Here is an 18,291-nt window from a genome sequence, read left to right as displayed (position 1 = left end):
TGCATACATTGCGTGAGCACGTGACCGTGTGATCGCACGGTCATCCGGTTGCGCGTCGTACACCACGGCGCGCAACCGTCGTTCGGAAGAAGAAGGAAGATACATCCCATGGCATTCAAGGGACTCAAGACCATCACGGCCGCCACGCTGGGCGTGGCGATGCTGATCTCCGTCGCCGCATGCGGCACCACCGACGAGGCGACGGGTTCGTCGTCCGACTCCGGCTCGTCCGACGGCGCCACCATCTCCAGCTACGACGTCAGCGGCGTCAAGAAGGACGATGCGATCGCCTCGCTGCTGCCCGATTCCGTCACCAAGGACGGCAAGCTGACGATCGGCACCAACCCGTCGTACGCCCCGGCCGAGTTCCTCGATGCCGACGGCAAGACGCAGATCGGCTACGACATGGATCTCGCCCGCGCGATGGGCAACATCTTCGGTCTCAAGACCGAGATCGTCTCCTCCAACTTCGACACGATCATCCCGGCCGTCGGCTCCAAGTACGACCTCGGCATCGCCGCATTCACGATCACCCCGGAGCGCATGGACTCGGTCGACTTCGTCTCCTACTTCACCTCCGGCATGGCCTACGCGGTCAAGAAGGGCAACCCGGAGAAGATCGACGAGAACAACCTGTGCGGTCTCAAGGTCGCGGTCGAGACCGGCACCGTCGAGGAGGAGGCCATCGCCGAAACCGCCAAGCAGTGCAAGGCCGACGGCAAGAAGGACATCGAGGTGCAGTCCTCGAAGCAGCAGACCGACGCCACCACCGCGGTCGTGACCGGCAAGGCCGATGTCTTCTTCGCCGATTCCCCGGTGGTCGGCTATGCGATCGCCCAGACCGGCGGCGAGCTCGAGCAGCTCGGCAAGGACTTCGACTCCGTGCCGAATGCCGTGGCCATTAAGAAGGGTGATTCCAAGACCGTCGAGGCCGTGCAGAAGGCGATGCAGAAGCTGATGGACGACGGTACGTACGGCAAGATCCTCAAGCACTGGGGCGTCGAGTCCGGCGGCCTCGACAAGGCCGAGGTCAACCCGAACGTCAAGGGCTGACCGCACAGAGCGTAATCACCAGAGCGTAACCACCAGAGCGTAACCACCGGTCCCGCGGCACATGCGACAATGCCTCGGGACCTCAATCATTGCAACACAAGGAACCGAGAGGAAGCCTCCTACCATGGCGAAGAAGGAAACCGACGGCGAGGGACTGGACATCCCCAACCGCATCAAGGCGCTGCCGGTCAAGCGCACCGGCCCTATCGTGGCCGGCGTCATCGTGGCGCTGCTGGCCGCGATGCTCATCCAGGGACTGGTCACTAATCCGCGTCTCGACTGGCCCACCGTTTGGAAGTACCTGTTCAACGAGAACGTGCTGGAGGGCATCGCCTACACGCTGATCCTCACCGCGATCTCGATGATCGTGGCGATCATCCTGTCGGTGATCCTCGCGATCATGCGCAAGTCGATCAACCCGGTGCTCAGGGGAGTGAGCTGGTTCTTCATCTGGTTCTTCCGCGGCACGCCTGTGTACACGCAGCTCGTGTTCTGGGGCCTGTTCGCCGTGCTGATCCCGAAGCTGAGCCTCGGCATCCCGTTCACCTCGATCGAGTTCTGGAGCATCGACTCGGAGACCGTCATCACCGCATTCAACGCCGCGTGGATCGGTCTGGCCCTGAACGAGGCCGCGTACCTGTCCGAGATCGTGCGCGCCGGCCTCGAGGCGGTCGACCCGGGCCAGACCGAGGCCGCCAAGGCGCTCGGCATGAAGCGCTCGCTCATCATGCGCCGCATCATCCTGCCGCAGGCCATGCGCATCATCATCCCGCCGACCGGCAACGAGACCATCGGCATGCTCAAGACCACGTCGCTGGTTCTCGCCGTGCCGTTCACGCTGGAGCTCCAGTTCGCGACCAACGCGATCGCGAACCGCATCTACAAGCCGATCCCGCTGCTCATCGTGGCCTGCATCTGGTATCTGCTCATCACCTCCATCCTGATGGTCATCCAGTCGCGTCTCGAGAAGCACTTCGGCAAGGGCTTCGACGCTCGTCCGGTCGGCTCGCGCGGCAAGCAGCCGCCGCTGCCCGGCAAGACCGAGGGTGAACCGAAGGACGACGTGACCAAGCTCAACGACGCCACGTTCAGCGGACTGACGGCCTGAAGCGCGGGGAAGGGACACATCACATCATGACTGCGAACATCACTGCAACCGGCGCGTCGAACACCGCCGGCACCCACGTCCCGGCCGTCAAGGCCGTCGGCGTGCACAAGGCGTTCGGATCGCTCCACGTGCTCAAGGGCGTCGACCTGACCGTCGAACCCGGCACCGTGACCGTCATCCTCGGACCCTCCGGATCCGGCAAGTCGACGTTCCTGCGGCTCATCAACCAGCTGGAGACCCTGACCGGCGGCTCGATCGAGGTCGACGGCGAGCTCATCGGCTACAAGCACGTCACCAAGAACGGTCAGGACATGCTCCAGACCCTGAACGAGAAGGAGATCGCCGCGCAGCGCTCCAAGCTCGGCATGGTCTTCCAGCGCTTCAACCTGTTCCCGCACATGACCGCGATCGAGAACGTCATGGAGGCCCCGGTCCACGTCAAGGGCATGAAGAAGGCCGAGGCGCGCGAGCTCGCGGTCGCTGAGCTCAACCGCGTTGGCCTCGGCGAGCGTCTCGACTACTATCCGGCCGAGCTTTCCGGCGGCCAGCAGCAGCGTGTCGCCATCGCCCGCGCCCTTGCGATGAAGCCGGAGATCATGCTCTTCGACGAGCCGACCTCCGCGCTCGACCCCGAGCTTGTCGGTGAGGTCCTGAACGTGATGCTCTCGCTCGCCAAGGAGGGCATGACGATGATCGTCGTCACGCACGAGATCGGATTCGCCCGCGAGGTCGCCGATAAGGTCGTCTTCATGGACGGCGGCGTCGTGGTCGAACACGGCACGTCCGACATCATCGACCATCCCACCGAGCCGCGCTTCAAGGACTTCCTGCAGCACGTGCTGTGATCCTGTCGGTGCGGCGCCGGCGATGTGCGCGATGCGCGCAGACCATGTGCCAAAAGCGTATCCGTAACCCGCGCCACGAGGGCGTGTAGTAGTCTGGGAAGCCATGTGTGGAATCGTTGGATATGCAGGACAGATTGATACCGCGTGCGGCAAGCCTCTGGAGGTGTGTCTTCAGGGCCTGAAGCGACTCGAATACCGCGGCTATGATTCGGCCGGCGTGGCGCTGACCGCGCCCGGCATGGATCATGTCGAGGTGCGCAAGAAGGCAGGACGCCTCGCGAACCTCATCGAGGACATCGAACGCAAGCCGATGCCGCTGGCCACGGTCGGCATCGGCCACACGCGATGGGCCACCAACGGTGTGCCGAGCGACGTCAACGCCCACCCGCACACCAGCCAGGACGGCAAGGTCGCGATCATCCACAACGGCATCATCGAGAACGCCTCCCAGCTGCGCCTCGACCTGCAGGCGGAGGGCTATCACTTCACGTCCGCCACGGACACCGAGGTCGCAGCCAAGCTGCTCGGCAAGATCGTCGACACCATCATCCACGAGGAGGGCAGGCCCGACCTGTTCAAGGCGATGCGGCGTCTGGCCCGCATGCTCAAGGGCGCGTTCACGATCCTCGCCACCGACTGCCGCCAGCCGGATATCGTCGTCGGTGCGCGCCACGATTCGCCGCTCGTCGTCGGCCTTGGCGACGGCGAGAACTTCCTCGGCTCCGATGTCGCCGCATTCGTCGCATACACGAAGCGTGCGATGGAGATCGATCAGGATCAGGCCGTGTGCGTCTCCGCCGACAAGGTCGTCGTCACCGACTTCGACGGTAACGTCGTCGAGAACCCGAAGACCTACACCGTCGACTGGGACGCCTCCGCGGCCGAGAAGGGCGGCTGGGACTCGTTCATGGACAAGGAGATCCACGAGGATCCCGCCGCCGTGCAGCGCACGCTGCTTGGTCGTTTCGACAAGAACGGCGATGTCGCCCTCGATGAGGTGCGCATCGACGAGCATGATTTCAAGGTGATCGACAAGATCATCGTCATCGCCTGCGGAACCGCCGCCTACGCGGGCATGGTCGCCAAGTACGCGATCGAGCACTGGGTGCGCATCCCCGTCGAGGTTGAGCTGGCGCACGAATTCCGCTACCGCGATCCGATCCTCACGCCGCGTACGCTCGTCGTCGCGATCTCGCAGTCCGGTGAGACGATGGACACGCTGATGGCCCTGCGCCATGCGCGCGAACAGGGATCCAAGGTGCTCGCGATCTGCAACACGCAGGGCGCCTCCATCCCGCGCGAATCCGACGCGGTGCTCTACACGCACGCCGGCCCCGAGGTCGCCGTCGCCTCGACCAAGGCGTTCGTCGCGCAGATCACCGCCGCCTACCTGCTCGGCCTGTATCTGGCGCAGGTCAAGGGCGCCATGTTCCGCGACGAGATCCGTCACATCCTTGACTCGCTCAAGGACATGCCACGCAAGATCCAGTGGGTGCTCGACACGCAGACCAAGACCATCCACAAGGCCGCCGAACGCATGCTCAACGCGCAGTCGTTCCTCTTCCTCGGCCGTCACGTCGGCTACCCGGTCGCCCTCGAGGGCGCCCTGAAGCTCAAGGAGATCGCCTACACGTTCACCGAGGGATTCGCCGCCGGCGAGCTCAAGCACGGACCGATCGCACTGGTCGACGAGGGCGAGCCGGTCGTGTTCATCGTGCCTCCGGAACGCGGACGCGACGTTCTGCACGCCAAGGTGCTCTCCGGCATCGAGGAGGTCAAGGCGCGCGGCGCGTTCATCATCGCCGTCGCCGAAAAGGGCGACAAGGACGTCGAGCGGTACGCGGACGTCGTCTTCTGGCGTCCGGCATGCCCGACGCTGATGAGCCCGCTCGTCGACGTGGTCCCGCTGCAGCTGTTCGCGATGGACATGGCCAAGCTCAAGGGCTACGACGTCGACAAGCCGCGCAACCTCGCCAAGTCCGTCACCGTGGAGTAATGGCACGACCGGGAACGGCCGTCATATCCTTCTCCCGACACACTCAAGGCCGTTCGGCCAAGCCTACGGTCGGGACAAGGATATGACGGCCGTTCCCTCTGTTGCGTGTTACCGTAACGTCCGCTGGAACTGCTACAGAAAGCGACACCATGCACCACCGATTCGTGACCGTGGAGCCGGATATTCCGTTCGAGCTGCCGGTGGTGTATGAGGATGCGGGGATCATCGTCGTCGACAAGCCGCATTTCCTCGCGACCACCCCGCGCGGCATGTGGTACCGGCAGACGGCGCTGATGCGACTGCGCGAGATATACGGAGACGACTCCATCACGCCGGCGCATCGGCTTGACAGGCTCACGGCCGGCATCGTCGTGTTCGTGCGCGATCCGGCGCTGCGCGGGGCGTACCAGATGCTGTTCCAGGAACGGCGCACCTCCAAGACATACGAGTGTCTGGCACCGTGCGCGCCGATCGTGCGGCCCCGGTACGGCACGATCGAACGGCTGGAGCCGCCGCGCATATTTCCGCTGCGACGGCGGTCGCGCATCGTCAAACGACGCGGCGTGCTGCAGGCGTACGAGGAGCCGGGCGAGGTCAACGCCGAAACGGTGATCGAGCTCGGAGCCGGTGGAATGGCGATCGATGGGACACCGACTTGGGGGAGCGGTGTTCGTGCCTACACACTGCATCCGCGCACCGGCAAGACGCATCAGCTGCGCGTGCATATGAACTCGCTCGGCCTGCCGATTCGCGGCGACGACTTCTATCCACGCGTCGAACAGCGCGCATACGACGATTTCTCGCAACCGCTCGAACTGGTCGCGCGGCGTCTGTCGTTCATTGATCCGGTCAGCGGCGAGCCGTGCGAGTTCATCTCCCGCGTGCCGCTCGGCTGAACCTTGGCCCGTTCGTTCTCGTCCGCCTACTCGTTCAGGTCGCGTACCGAACCGCGTTCGACGAACTCGGCGGGGATGACGGTCTTGGTGCCGGCCGGCACCCTCTCACCCTCGCACTGGCGGCGGATCATCGAGAAGGCCGTGGCACCGATCTCGTCGAACTTCATGCGCATCGTCGTCAGATCAAGACGCGGAACCATGTTGACGAGCGAATCGTCGACGCCGACCACGCTCACATCCTCCGGCACCCGCTTGCCCGCTACCTGAAGCCCCAGGATCGCACCGTACGCCATCTGATCGTTCGCCGCGTAGATCGCCGTGCAATCCGGATTGTGGGCGAGGGCCATGCCGGCCTGATAGCCGGAATCCGCATCCCAATCGCCGATATACATGTCGGGGACGGGAGCGCCGAGCTGCTCCAGTGCCTCGCGCCATCCGCGCGCGCGACTTTCCGCCGCTCGTGACGACGCCGGTCCGGCAATGTGATACACGGTGTGATGTCCCTTGCTCATCAGGTAGTCGACGATGGCGGTCGAGCAGCCGTACTGGTCGGCGTCCACGGTGGGGCAGTGGTCGGCCGCGCCCTCGGTGATGAGCACGACCGGCAGGTCCTTCGGCGGCTGGTATCCGGCGAAGCCGGCGATGCGTTCCTCGAGCAGGACGATGACGCCGTCGACCGGCTGCTGCTTCATGCGGTCGACCGCCGCGCTCAACGTGCGCTCGCCGCTGGTGGGGATGAGCTGGACCGTGATCGAATAGCTGTCGGCGATCGCGGCGTTGAGGATGCCGTTGAGGATGCGTGAGTTGCCGAAGGTGGTCATGTTGAACAGGACGACGCCGATGTTGCGGAAGCTGCCGTGCTTCAACGCACGGGCGGCGTAGTTCGGACGGTAGCCGAGGCGTTCCATCGCGGCTTCGACACGCTGGCGCGTGTCGGGACGCACGGCGTCGCTGCCGTTGGCTACGCGGGACACCGTCTGCGGCGAGACGCCGGCCTCCTTGGCGACGTCCTGCATCGATACCTGAATGCTGCGTGGCATGTCCCTCACTCCTCGTTGTCCTTGTCGCGCGGGAACGGGTCTGAGCCGTTGGCCCGTTCCGTGTCGCAACTGTCCATAGTATTACGCCCTTGTGCGAGATTCGTCCGCGTGCGGGTGAGGGGGTTCGTCGGGGCATCCGCGCCGCTGCCGGATGCCGGTCGGTGAATCGTCCCCACTGTCGTCGCTGACATACATAACACACAACGATGTTTTCGTGACCATTATAGGCTCTTGGGATGGCATTGCCGGCAAAAATGCGGAAAACTCCGAAATGGACAGAATTGGAAATGATGCTATAATGATAACGCAAACATTTAGAGGAATGGATACGGTGCCGAGACGCCCGGAGATCGAGCGCCCGGTCCATCCATCAAGCCTTCGAAGGAGAGGGGCTGGCAATGGCAGCAGCGCAAGTTGCGGCTACGGCGACTGGCGGGTCGTCCGCAGCTCAGGAGAATAAGCATAAGCCGGATTGGCGTGGTTGGAAGTTCATGGCGCCGTTTGCGGTGGTGTTCGTGTTCGTGTTCATCATCCCGATCGTGTATGCGATCTATATCAGCTTCTTCAAGAAGCAGATGATCGGTGGCACGAGGTTCGTGGGTGTGGAGAACTACGCGAGGCTGTTGGGTGACGCGCAGTTCTGGAGCAGTGTGGGTCGTGTGGCTTTGTTCACGTGTGTGCAGGTGCCGATCATGTTGTTCCTGTCGGCGTTGATGGCGTTGGCGTTGGATTCGATGAAGCTGCATGGCACGAAGTTCTTCCGTATCTCGACGTTCCTGCCGTATGCGGTGCCTGCGGTGGTGTCGACCCTGATCTGGGGTTTCGTGTATGGCGCGAAGTACGGTCTGGTGGGTTCGCTGAACGGGGTGCTGGGCACGCACTTGGATATGTTCGCCCCGTCGGTGTTGTTGGCGTCGATCGGCAATATCGTGACGTGGGAGTTCGTGGGCTATAACATGCTGATCTTCTACAGCTCGCTGTCGACGATCCCGCATTCGCTGTATGAGGCGGCCTCCATTGATGGTGCGTCGGAGTGGAAGATCGTGAAGTCGATCAAGCTGCCGGAGTTGCGTGGTTCGCTGGCGATCACGGTGATCTTCAGTATCATCGGTTCATTCCAGTTGTTCAACGAGCCGAGCATCTTGCAGAACATGGTGCCGGGTAATGCGATCACGACGTACTACACGCCGAACATGTACGCGTACAACCTGAGCTTCTCCGGCAACCAGAGCAATTACGCGGCCGCGTTGGCGATCACGATGGCGGTGATCACGATGGCGATCGCGTACGCGGTGCAGCTCAACAGCCTCAAGGAGCAGATGAAGTGACGCGTGTGGTGATGGCTTCGTTGGTGTCGGTGTCGGTTTCGGGTAAGGAGCAGGATCGATGAGCAGTGCAACGGTTTCCGCGCAGTCGCTGCGCGAGCAGGAGCGCGCCGCCAGGCGTGCGGAGCGTGAGCGTCAGAAGCGCGTCGCGAGGGATGAGGCCGCCGAGCGCAGGAGGGCGCAGAAGAGCGGTTTCGCCAACGTGAACAATCCGCGCCGTAGTGTGTGGATGACGGTGGTGTGCGCGATCTTCGCGGTGTACTGCCTGTTCCCGTTCGTCTACCTGCTGATCAACGCCACCAAGACCCAGGCCGACTTCACCAGTACGTTCGGCCTCGGCTTCGGCAGGACGTTCGCCCTGTGGGACAACATCGTCACGGTGTTCACCTATCAGGACGGGATCTTCGGCCGCTGGCTGATCAACACGCTCCTGTACGTGGTGGTGGGCGCGGGCGGCGCGACCCTGCTGGCGATCATGGGCGGGTACGCCCTCGCGAAGTTCCGGTTCCCGGGCAGGAAGGCGGTGTTCGCGGTCATCATCGGTTCGATCTCCGTGCCGGGTATCGCGCTGGCGGTCCCGCAGTTCCTCCTGTTCGCCAAGCTCGGGTTGACGAACACGCCGTGGGCCATGATCATCCCGAGTCTGATCAGTCCGTTCGGACTCTACCTGATGTGGATCTTCAGCGACCAGGCCGTGCCGACCGAACTGCTCGAGGCGGCTCGTGTGGATGGTGCGTCGGAGTTGCGTACGTTCTGGCAGATCAGTCTGCCGTTGTTGGCGCCGGGTATCGTGACGACGTCGTTGTTCACGATCGTGGCGACGTGGAACAACTACTTCCTGCCGTTGATCATGTTGAAGGACGCGGACTGGTATCCGTTGACGATCGGTCTGAACCAGTGGAAGGACCAGGCCTCGACCGCCGGTGGTCAGGCGATCCAGAACCTGGTGATCACGGGCTCGCTGATCACGATCATCCCGCTGGTGATCGCGTTCCTCGCTTTGCAGAAGTACTGGCAGTCCGGCCTCGCCGCCGGCGCCGTCAAGGAATAACCGGCATGGAGCCATTCACACTGCTGAACATCGTTCAGGAACCGCCTGATCGGCAGCATTGACGAGGGTGAGCGACGGCGATCCGACGGTCGCCGCCGCTCACCCTCGAAATGCATCGGTATACGCAACAATGATCAATCACACGGCAAAGGAAACACCAATGAGCGAACATCGCGCATTCAACTGGCCGCAGCCTCTTGCGGGGGAGAAGCCCCGTATCTGGTACGGCGGCGACTACAATCCCGACCAATGGCCTGAAGAGGTCTGGGACGAGGACATCGAACTCATGAAGCAGGCCGGAGTCAACCTCGTCTCCGTCGCCATCTTCTCCTGGGCGAAACTCGAACCCGAGGAAGGCGTCTACGACTTCGACTGGCTCGACCGCGTCATCGACAAGCTTGGCAAGGCTGGCATCGCCGTCGACCTCGCCTCCGGCACCGCCTCGCCGCCGATGTGGATGACGCAGGCGCACCCGGAGATCCTCTGGGTCGACTATCGCGGCGACGTCTGCCAGCCCGGTGCACGTCAGCACTGGCGAGCCACCAGCCCGGTCTTCCTCGACTACGCGCTGCGCCTGTGCCGCAAGATGGCCGAACACTACAAGGACAACCCGTATGTCGTCGCATGGCATGTGAGCAACGAATACGGCTGCCACAACCGCTTCGACTACTCCGAGGACGCCGAGCGCGCCTTCCAGAAGTGGTGCGAGAAGCGCTACGGCACTATCGAGGCCGTCAACGAGGCCTGGGGCACCGCCTTCTGGGCTCAGCACGTGAACAACTTCTCCGAGATCATCCCGCCGCGCTTCATCGGCGACGGCAACTTCATGAACCCGGGCAAGCTGCTCGACTGGAAGCGTTTCAGCTCCGATGCTCTGCTTGACTTCTACCGCGCCGAACGCGACGCGCTGCTCGAGATCGCGCCGAAGCCGCAGACCACGAACTTCATGATCTCCGCCGGCGGCACTGGACTCGACTACGACAAGTGGGGCTACGACGTTGACTTCGTGTCCAACGACCACTACTTCACCCCCGGCGAGGCCCACCTCGACGAGCTCGCGTACGCCGCGTCCCTGACTGATGGCATCGCTCGCAAGAATCCTTGGTTCCTTATGGAGCACTCCACGTCGGCCGTCAACTGGCGTCCGATCAACTACCGTGATGAGCCGGGCGAACTGGTGCGCGACTCCCTCGCCCATCTCGCCATGGGCGCCGACGCGATCTGCTACTTCCAGTGGCGTCAGTCCAAGGCCGGCGCCGAGAAGTGGCACTCCGCGATGGTGCCCCACGCGGGTGCCGATTCGCAGGTGTTCCGCGACGTGTGCGAACTTGGCGCGGACCTGAACAGGCTCGCTGACGAGGGACTGCTCGGTACCAAGCTGCTCAAGAGCAAGGTCGCCGTCGTCTTCGATTATGAATCGCAGTGGGCCACCGAGCACACCGCGACCCCAAGCCAGAACGTCCGTCACTGGACCGAGCCGCTCGACTGGTTCCGCGCCCTTGCCGATACCGGCGTGACCGCCGATGTCGTGCCGGTGCGTGGCGACTGGGACTCCTACGAGGTGGCCGTGCTGCCCGCCCTGTACATCCTGTCCGAGGACACCTCGCGTCGCGTGCGTGAGTACGTCGCCAACGGCGGCAAGCTCATCGTCACCTACTACACGGGCCTGTCCGACGAGCGCGACCACGTCTGGCTCGGCGGATACCCCGGCTCGATCCGCGACGTCGTCGGCGTGCGCGTTGAGGAGCATGCGCCGATGGGTACTGACTTCCCGGGTACGATGGATCACCTTGATCTCTCCAACGGGGCGGTGGCGCACGATATCGCCGACGTGATCACCTCCGTGGCCGAGAGCGGACGTGTGCTTGAGACCTTCAAGGCCGATAAGTGGACCGGTTTCGACGGCGCGCCCGCCATCACCGTCAACGAGTACGGCGACGGCAAGACGGTGTACGTCGGTGCCAAGCTTGGTCGTGAGGGGCTGGCCGTGAGCCTGCCGGAGATCCTCTCCGAGCTTGAGGTCGCGACGCCCGCCGGCGACGACCGTGGCGAGGTACTGCGTATCGAACGCGCCGATGCCACCGATGAGAACCACTTCGTGTTCCTATTCAACCGCACGCGCGATGTGGCGGTCGTCGACGTCGAGGGCGAGCCGCTGGTCGCGTCTCTTGCCCAGGTCAACGACAGTGAGCACACCGCCGCCATCCAGCCCAACGGCGTCCTCGTCGTCAAGCTGTGACGCTGATCGCGCCGGTATGATGCCGGGTCGCCGGCGCGGGGCCGCCCATCGATGGTGCGGTCGCTGGCGTCGGCAAGCAATGGGGTCGTCTCCCGATTTCGGTCGGGGGCGACCCCATTGTGTTCTCGTGTGTTCTCGTGTGTGTTCGGGTTCTCGGGTTCTCGGGTTCTCGGGGACTTGCCGCTCGAGAGGGGCGGGCGCCCAGTCGTCGGGGGAATCCCATGACGCGATCTGGGGCCACATGACGCGGTGAAATTCACATGACGCGGTGAGGCGGTTTTCTGTATTGGCGGAAATCCGCCGTTTTGTGTCACCACTTCATGGGGTAAACACAGCTCCATGTGGATTTCACCGCGCGATGGGTGTCGTGACCGCTTCATGGCTGCGCGATGGGGGCGATGTGGATGGGGAAGATGGGGAATGGATGCGACGGGGATGAATGGATGCGACGGGGATGAATGGACGCGGAGGGGATGAATGGACGCGGAGGGGATGGGGAATGGACGTGACCATAGGGCATGAAAAAGGGTGGCGCATCACGAGGATGCGCCACCCGGTGTTATTGCAGCCAGACCCGCGGGAAGGAGCCTCGCGGGGAGGAAGATGGCCACGAAGATATGAAAGGGGATTCGCGGGAAATGCGTACCGGGAGCGGAGTGTGCGTGCCGGTCGCGCTCGCGAATCCCCTGAGATCGGTTACTTGACCGTGTAGCCCTGGCCTTCGGCGTAGGACTTCAGATCCTTCTGCCAAGCGGCGATGCCGTCGGCCAGCTTGCCCTTGCCGGTGTAGGCGTCGCCGACGAAGTCGCCGAACTTACCGCGGGCGTAGACCTCGATCGGCAGGAACTGGTAGCCGGTGGACACGTTCGCGGCGGCCTTGGCCAGCTCCTCGTTGAACTTCTGACCGCCGAAGTACTCGTGGGCCTTGCCGTCGGAGTCGGTCAGGGCGGTCATGCCGAGGAAGTCGGAGGACTTGAGGGTATCGTTGTCGGCCGGGAAGGCGCCGCCGTCGACGCGGGTCTTGATGCCCTCGGCGTTGTGGCAGGCGTATTCCATGAACTTGTAGGCCGCGGCTACCTTGTCCTTGTCGTCGGACTTGATGACGGCGAGCGAGGAGCCGCCGTTCTCGGAGTTGGTCTCGGAGCCGTCGGCGGTCGGCATCTGGGCGATGCGCCACTTGCCCTCGCCGTTCGGGGCGCCGGAGAGCAGGTTGTACGGCATCCACGCGCCGGTGAGCAGGGAGGCGATGGAGCCGTCGTCGAGACCCTTGTTCCAGTCGTCGGTCCAGCCGACGGTCTTGGTGTCGATGAGACCCTCGTCGATCATCTTCTGCCAGAAGTCGGTGAACTCCTTGACCTTGGAGTCGCCGGTCAGGTCGATGGAGACGGTCTTGCCGTCCTTGGAGGTGGAGAACGGCTTCGCGCCGGCCAGCCAGGTCATCGAATCGAAGAAGCCCGCGTCGCCGGAATCGGAGGTGATGTAGGAGCCGGCGGCCTTGATCTTCTTGGCGGCCTCGTAGAACTGATCCCAGGTCTTCACCTGAGTCGCGTCGACGCCGGCCTTGTCGAAGACCTCCTTGTTGTAGAACCACGCCATCGGGCCGGAATCCATCGGCAGGGCGTAGACGCCGTCGTTGATGTTGACGGACGCCCAGGTGCCGGGCGTGTAGAAGTCGGAGAAGTCGGATGCGCCGTAGTCGGACAGGTTCTCGAGGTAGCCGCGGATCACGTATTCGGGCAGCGCGTAGTACTCGATCTGCGCGATGTCCGGAGCGCCGGAGCCGCCTTCGATGGCGTTGGAGAGCGCGTTGTACTCGTCCTTGTTGGTGCCGGCGTTGGTAACCTTCACCTTGATGTTCGGGTTGGCCTTCTCGAAGCCCTCGACCGTACGCGGCAGCGTGGAATCCCAGGACCAGACCGTCAGTTCGATCTTCTTGTCGGAGCTGGATCCGGTGCTGCTCGAACCGGTGTTGGAGCTGCCTCCGCAGGCGGCAACGCTGACGAGCATCGCGGCGGCGCCGGCGAGGGCCACCGTCTTCTTCATGGCTGTGAACTTCATCGTCCTTGTATCCTTCCTTATTGAAGAACGATTGGACTTGGTCTTCCAAGTCTTGTATCGTTTCAAGTACTACCATAGCACATAGCATATGGTTACGCAAACACGGGTTGTGAAGACCCGTGGGGAAGGACTTATCATGGGCGATACCACCATCGGATCGCTGCGGCGGGTCGCGGACGTACCGGAGCGTCTGTTCGGCTCGTTCGTCGAGCATCTTGGCCGCTGCGTGTACGGCGGCATCTACGAACCTGGTCATCCGAGCGCCGACGAGGACGGATTCCGCGAGGACGTGCTCGACCTCGTACGGGAGCTCGGCGTCACCTGCGTGCGCTACCCGGGCGGCAACTTCGTGTCCAACTACAACTGGGAGGACGGCACCGGCCCGCGCGAGCAACGTCCGGTCAGGCGCGACCTCGCATGGCACCAGACCGAGACCAACGAGATCGGCATCGACGACTTCCATCGCTGGAGCCTCAAGGCCGGCACCGAGATCATGCTCGCCGTCAACATGGGCACACGCGGGCTCAAGGCCGCGCTCGACGAGCTCGAATACGTCAACGGCGCGCCGGGCACCGAACTCGCGGACCGACGCGTGGCCAACGGCATCCCCGAGCCGATGGATGTGAAGATGTGGTGCATCGGCAACGAGATGGACGGCCCCTGGCAGGTCGGCCATATGACTCCGGACGAGTACGCGGACGCGGTGGAGAAGACCGCGCATGCGATGAAGCTCGCCGAATCGGGGCTGGAGCTGGTGGCATGCGGCTCGTCCAGCGCGCACATGCCCACGTTCGGCACATGGGAGAGGACCGTGCTCACCCGCGCCTATCAGTATCTCGACTTCGTGTCCGCGCACGCCTACTACTTCGATCACGGTCACAAGACCCGCTCGCAGGGGCAGATGCAGGAGTTCCTCGCGGCTGCCGAGGACATGACGACGTTCATCGACACGGTCGCCGCCTGCGCCGACGAGGCGCGCGAGGCGAACCACGGCGACCGCGACATCGCCCTGAGCTTCGATGAGTGGGGCGTGTGGTATTCGGACGCGTGGAACGAGCAGGAGGCGGCGTGGAAGGCGGCCGCCGGCGAGGGGCTGCATCACGAGCCGTGGCCGAAGGCGCCGCATCTGCTGGAGGACGTGTACTCGGCCGCCGATGCGGTGGTGGAGGGATCGCTGATGATCACGCTCCTCAAGCACTGCGACCGCGTGCGTTCGGCCTCCCGCGCCCAGCTGGTCAACGTCATCGCGCCGATCATGGCCGAACCGAACGGCCCCGCATGGCGTCAGACCACGTTCTACCCGTTCGCCGAGGCTGCGCATCATGCGAAGGGCGACGCCTATGCGCCGCAGATCGACTCGCCGCTCATCCATACGGAAGCCTATGGCGATGTGAAGGCGGTCGACGCGGTCGTCACCTGGAATCGTGAGTCCCGTGAGGGACTGGTGCTGATCGTGAACCGCGACGCCTCGCACGCGCATGACGTGTCGATCGACCTGAGCTCGCTGCCGGGTGTTGCCGGGGAATCTTCCGCGGCTAAGGCTGAGGGCGAGATCGGCGGCGCTTGCGTGAAGGTGACGCATGCCGAGATCCTGCACGATGACGACATCTACCGCACCAACACCGCCGCCGAGCCGGATGCGGTCACGCCGCAGCCGCTCGATATGACGGCGAACGGTACCGTGATCGACGTCGACCTGCCGCAGGTCTCCTGGGTCGCGATCCGTTTCACGGCGTGACGCCCTGCGGTGAGGATTCGCGGCAGACCAGCCGGCATGGCGCTTCGATCCGCTTCGCCGGCGCGCGCCTGCCGTCCCTGATCTGGGCGATGATCGACTCGACGGCGAGCCGCGCGATATCGGTGCGTCCCGGGTCGACCGTCGTCAGTGACGGTGCCATGTATCGCGATTCGTCGATGTTGTCGAATCCGACCACGCGCACGGCTCCCGGCACGTCGACGCCGCGCTCGCGCAGGCATCGCAGCGCGCCCCATGCGAGCGTGTCGTTGAGTGCGAACACCGCATCGAAATCGAGACCGTCATCCAGCATCCTGCCGACCGCCTCGAATCCGTCGATGCTGTCCCACCCGTCGGTTTCGATGAGCAGTCGCGGATCGCAGCTCATGCCATGGTCCGCGAGCGCCGCACAGTGGCCGCGCGTGCGCAGGTCGCCGGACGAGGACTGCGTCGGCGGGTCTGCGCAGGGGCCGGTCGAGGAGACTGGGGCGGAGGGGTTCCCGCTCGGCGCCGATGGACTGGGTGAACTCGTCGAGTGCGTCGTGGCGTGCGGTGGCGTCGGTGCCGTGACGTCCGATGTGGGGCCATCTACTTCTGATGTCGCTTCGTTTGCGGGCGGCACGGCTCCGATGACGGCGATGCGTCGGCATCCGTCCTCGATGAGGTGGGTCGTGGCCATATACGCCCCTTCGTGGTTGCGGATGAGCACATGCGGCGCATCCACGCCGAACAGGCGCTCGCCCAGCATGACCAGAGGGTAGGTGCCGTCCAGCAGGGGTGTGTCGTCGCGGGTCATCATCAGGGGGCTGAGGATGAGTCCGTCCGCGGGGTGCGTGCCCATGGATGCGATGCTGGCGAGTTCGTTCTCGCGGTGGTTGGACGTCGATTCGACGATGACGCCGTAGCCGTGCGTGCGCGCCTCGGTGAGAATGTCCTCGGCGAGATCGGCGAAGTACACCTGACGCAGATCGGGGATGACGAGCTTGAGCAGTCTGGTGCGACCGGACCTGAGATTGCGTGCGGATGAGTTGATCTGATAGCCGAGGTCGGCGATGGCGGTCTCGATGCGCGTGCGCATCGCATCGCTCATATACGGGCGCTTGTTGAGGTAGTTGGACACCGAGGCGACCGACACCCCGGCCTTGCGGGCCACGTCGGCCATCGTGATGGTCGCTCTGCCGTTCCTGTGGCTGCTGACTGACATGGCCTCCAGTCTATCCGGTTCCGTTCTGCCGGATCGTCGGCCGACCCGCAGTCGGGGTGGTCGAGTGGCGTGTCGTGCGAATCTGTGTGTAATGAATCATGTTATCGCAACCATACCTGCGAAGCGGCGGAATACGCTGGTTCGCGCTATCGGAAACAGAGCAAATTGTTTTCGATAGCATCACTACGAGGAAGAACGTGATGGGACCGTGGTTGCGGGAAACATCGACAGTCGTCGAATGGCGACTGAAGGAAGGAGCAATCAGGACGATGAAGTTCACCAACGCCAAGAAGGCCGTCGCGCTCACCGGTGCGATCGCCATGCTCGTCAGCGTCGCCGCGTGCGGTTCCGACAGCAACTCGAACAGCAGCAGCCAGCCGGCTCAGGAGAAGGACGTCCAGGAGATCACCGTGTGGGCTTGGGAGCCCACGCTGACCCAGGTCGCCAAGGACTTCGAAAAGGAGACCGGCATCAAGGTCGACTTGAAGAACGTCGGCACCAACACCAAGGAGTACACGCAGCTGGACAACGCCATCGAGGCAGGCTCCGGCGCCCCGGACGTCGCCCAGGTCGAGTACTACGCGATCCCGCAGTACGCCATCAAGGGCAACCTGCTCGACATCACCGACAAGACCTCCGGCTACGAGGACTTCTACACCCCCGGCCCGTGGGCCTCCGTGCAGTTCGCCGGCAAGGTCTACGGCCTGCCGATGGACTCCGGCCCGATGGCCTTCTTCTACAACAAGGAGGTCTTCGACAAGGCCGGCGTCGACGCCACCCAGATCAAGACGTGGGACGACTACTACGAGGCCGCCAAGAAGATCCACGCCCTCGGCGACAACTACTACATCACCTCCGACACCGGTGACGCCGGCTTCTACGACTCGATGACCTGGCTCGCCGGCGGACAGCCGTTCAAGACCTCGTCCGACGGCTCCGAGGTGGCCATCAACCTCACCGGCGACGAGAACGTCCAGAAGTTCAACACCTACTGGCAGAAGATGCTCGACGAGGGCCTGCTCGACACCAAGACCGCCGGCTGGTCCGAGGACTGGTTCAAGGGCATGGTCGACGGCACCATCGCCTCCCTGCTGACCGGCGCCTGGATGCCGGCCAACCTCGCGAACTCCGCTGCCGCGGGCGCCGGCAAGTGGCGCGTCGTCCAGATGCCGACCGCCGACGGCTCCGCCACCAACGCCGAGAACGGCGGCTCCTCGCTGGCCGTGCTCGCCAGCTCCAAGAAGGCTGACGCCGCGTACAAGTTCATCGAGTACGCGAACCACGGCGATGGCGTGGCCACCCGTGTGGCCGGCGGCGCCTTCCCGGCCGACAAGGCCTCCATGGAAGCCGATTCCTTCAAGAACGCGACCACGGTGAAGAACGCCGACGGCGAGGACGTCGACTACTTCGGCGGACAGAAGTACAACGAGGTTCTGGCCCAGGCCGCGGAGAACGTGTCCACCGGATACCAGTTCCTGCCCTTCGAGGTCAAGGCCCGCACCATCTTCGGCGACTACGTCGGCAAGTCCTACACCGGCGACCAGAAGCTGGCCGACGGCGTGGCCGCCTGGCAGAAGGCCCTGCAGGACTACGGCAAGGATCAGGGCTTCACCGTCAAGTGATCGCCCGGCTATCCGATCATCCGACCGGCCGCCAGCTGGCCGGATGATAGCAGCTTCGCCCGGAAGGGCGATGTCCCGCAAACCGCAATAACCAATCACACGAAGGCTCCGTCGCATTG

At 63.9% G+C, this 18,291-nt stretch carries 13 protein-coding genes; 10 read left to right on the top strand and 3 right to left on the bottom strand.

Translation table 11 applies throughout. The features are described from left to right. The first annotated feature begins 108 nt into the window (after positions 1 to 108). The 5 genes from EMB92_RS03650 (at position 109) to EMB92_RS03630 (ending at position 5,898) form a co-directional block, all read left to right on the top strand. On the top strand, positions 109 to 1,053 hold the full coding sequence (locus EMB92_RS03650) for an ABC transporter substrate-binding protein (RefSeq protein ID WP_150393792.1): 945 nt from the start codon (positions 109 to 111) through the stop codon (positions 1,051 to 1,053). A 124-nt stretch (positions 1,054 to 1,177) separates the two neighbouring features. Further along, the gene (locus tag EMB92_RS03645) at positions 1,178 to 2,161 is read left to right on the top strand and encodes an amino acid ABC transporter permease (protein ID WP_150393791.1); all 984 of its coding nucleotides are present in this window, start codon (positions 1,178 to 1,180) and stop codon (positions 2,159 to 2,161) included. Between the two features lie 26 nt (positions 2,162 to 2,187). Then, positions 2,188 to 3,006 carry an amino acid ABC transporter ATP-binding protein gene (locus tag EMB92_RS03640; protein ID WP_150393790.1) on the top strand — a complete coding sequence of 273 codons (819 nt, stop codon included), beginning with the start codon at positions 2,188 to 2,190 and terminating at the stop codon, positions 3,004 to 3,006. Positions 3,007 to 3,109: 103 nt separating this feature from the next. Further along, on the top strand, positions 3,110 to 5,002 hold the full coding sequence (glmS, locus tag EMB92_RS03635) for a glutamine--fructose-6-phosphate transaminase (isomerizing) (protein ID WP_150393789.1): 1,893 nt from the start codon (positions 3,110 to 3,112) through the stop codon (positions 5,000 to 5,002). Between the two features lie 149 nt (positions 5,003 to 5,151). After that, positions 5,152 to 5,898, top strand: coding sequence for a pseudouridine synthase (locus EMB92_RS03630; RefSeq protein WP_150393788.1), 747 nt, complete (start codon positions 5,152 to 5,154; stop codon positions 5,896 to 5,898). 26 nt (positions 5,899 to 5,924) lie between these two features. Here EMB92_RS03630 and EMB92_RS03625 read toward each other — a convergent pair whose 3' ends face one another. After that, entirely contained in the window at positions 5,925 to 6,914 is a 990-nt protein-coding gene (locus EMB92_RS03625; RefSeq protein WP_190973557.1) for a LacI family DNA-binding transcriptional regulator, read from the bottom strand. Between the two features lie 422 nt (positions 6,915 to 7,336). Here EMB92_RS03625 and EMB92_RS03620 point away from each other — a divergent pair, with 422 nt between their 5' ends. The 3 genes from EMB92_RS03620 (at position 7,337) to EMB92_RS03610 (ending at position 11,553) form a co-directional block, all read left to right on the top strand. Then, entirely contained in the window at positions 7,337 to 8,266 is a 930-nt protein-coding gene (locus tag EMB92_RS03620) for a carbohydrate ABC transporter permease (RefSeq protein WP_190973539.1), read from the top strand. Between the two features lie 58 nt (positions 8,267 to 8,324). Beyond that, positions 8,325 to 9,314 carry a carbohydrate ABC transporter permease gene (locus EMB92_RS03615; protein ID WP_150393785.1) on the top strand — a complete coding sequence of 330 codons (990 nt, stop codon included), beginning with the start codon at positions 8,325 to 8,327 and terminating at the stop codon, positions 9,312 to 9,314. 160 nt (positions 9,315 to 9,474) lie between these two features. Further along, positions 9,475 to 11,553, top strand: a complete 2,079-nt coding sequence (locus EMB92_RS03610) for a beta-galactosidase (protein WP_043166807.1) — start codon at positions 9,475 to 9,477, stop codon at positions 11,551 to 11,553. 696 nt (positions 11,554 to 12,249) lie between these two features. Here EMB92_RS03610 and EMB92_RS03605 read toward each other — a convergent pair. After that, positions 12,250 to 13,611, bottom strand: a complete 1,362-nt coding sequence (locus tag EMB92_RS03605) for an ABC transporter substrate-binding protein (RefSeq protein WP_043166809.1) — start codon at positions 13,609 to 13,611, stop codon at positions 12,250 to 12,252. A 136-nt stretch (positions 13,612 to 13,747) separates the two neighbouring features. On the opposite strand from EMB92_RS03605, the gene EMB92_RS03600 reads away from it, so the two are divergent. Beyond that, the gene (locus tag EMB92_RS03600; protein WP_223847546.1) at positions 13,748 to 15,349 is read left to right on the top strand and encodes an alpha-N-arabinofuranosidase; all 1,602 of its coding nucleotides are present in this window, start codon (positions 13,748 to 13,750) and stop codon (positions 15,347 to 15,349) included. On the opposite strand, the gene EMB92_RS11655 is transcribed toward EMB92_RS03600, so the two are convergent. Next, on the bottom strand, positions 15,339 to 16,508 hold the full coding sequence (locus tag EMB92_RS11655) for a LacI family DNA-binding transcriptional regulator (protein ID WP_223847579.1): 1,170 nt from the start codon (positions 16,506 to 16,508) through the stop codon (positions 15,339 to 15,341). The two genes, EMB92_RS03600 and EMB92_RS11655, sit on opposite strands and share 11 nt — an antisense overlap. Positions 16,509 to 16,819: 311 nt before the next feature. On the opposite strand from EMB92_RS11655, the gene EMB92_RS03590 reads away from it, so the two are divergent. Beyond that, entirely contained in the window at positions 16,820 to 18,172 is a 1,353-nt protein-coding gene (locus EMB92_RS03590; protein ID WP_150393783.1) for an ABC transporter substrate-binding protein, read from the top strand. The last annotated feature ends 119 nt before the right edge of the window (positions 18,173 to 18,291 follow it).

This window comes from Bifidobacterium callitrichos (assembly GCF_008698085.1).
GTDB classification, from domain to species: domain Bacteria; phylum Actinomycetota; class Actinomycetes; order Actinomycetales; family Bifidobacteriaceae; genus Bifidobacterium; species Bifidobacterium callitrichos.
Note: the sequence above shows the minus strand (reverse complement) of the source record. Positions and strands in the feature narration are given on the sequence as shown.

What these genes read in the sequence shown, in the direction of transcription:
- glmS (WP_150393789.1), top strand. Translation starts at nt 3,110, where the DNA reads ATGTGTGGAATCGTTGGATATGCAGGACAGATTGATACCGCGTGCGGC.
- EMB92_RS03645 (WP_150393791.1), top strand. Translation starts at nt 1,178, where the DNA reads ATGGCGAAGAAGGAAACCGACGGCGAGGGACTGGACATCCCCAACCGC.
- EMB92_RS03610 (WP_043166807.1), top strand. Translation starts at nt 9,475, where the DNA reads ATGAGCGAACATCGCGCATTCAACTGGCCGCAGCCTCTTGCGGGGGAG.
- EMB92_RS03650 (WP_150393792.1), top strand. Translation starts at nt 109, where the DNA reads ATGGCATTCAAGGGACTCAAGACCATCACGGCCGCCACGCTGGGCGTG.
- EMB92_RS03590 (WP_150393783.1), top strand. Translation starts at nt 16,820, where the DNA reads ATGAAGTTCACCAACGCCAAGAAGGCCGTCGCGCTCACCGGTGCGATC.
- EMB92_RS03625 (WP_190973557.1), bottom strand. Translation starts at nt 6,914, where the DNA reads ATGCAGGACGTCGCCAAGGAGGCCGGCGTCTCGCCGCAGACGGTGTCC.
- EMB92_RS03615 (WP_150393785.1), top strand. Translation starts at nt 8,325, where the DNA reads ATGAGCAGTGCAACGGTTTCCGCGCAGTCGCTGCGCGAGCAGGAGCGC.
- EMB92_RS03630 (WP_150393788.1), top strand. Translation starts at nt 5,152, where the DNA reads ATGCACCACCGATTCGTGACCGTGGAGCCGGATATTCCGTTCGAGCTG.
- EMB92_RS03600 (WP_223847546.1), top strand. Translation starts at nt 13,748, where the DNA reads ATGGGCGATACCACCATCGGATCGCTGCGGCGGGTCGCGGACGTACCG.
- EMB92_RS03620 (WP_190973539.1), top strand. Translation starts at nt 7,337, where the DNA reads ATGGCAGCAGCGCAAGTTGCGGCTACGGCGACTGGCGGGTCGTCCGCA.
- EMB92_RS11655 (WP_223847579.1), bottom strand. Translation starts at nt 16,508, where the DNA reads ATGGCCGACGTGGCCCGCAAGGCCGGGGTGTCGGTCGCCTCGGTGTCC.
- EMB92_RS03640 (WP_150393790.1), top strand. Translation starts at nt 2,188, where the DNA reads ATGACTGCGAACATCACTGCAACCGGCGCGTCGAACACCGCCGGCACC.
- EMB92_RS03605 (WP_043166809.1), bottom strand. Translation starts at nt 13,611, where the DNA reads ATGAAGTTCACAGCCATGAAGAAGACGGTGGCCCTCGCCGGCGCCGCC.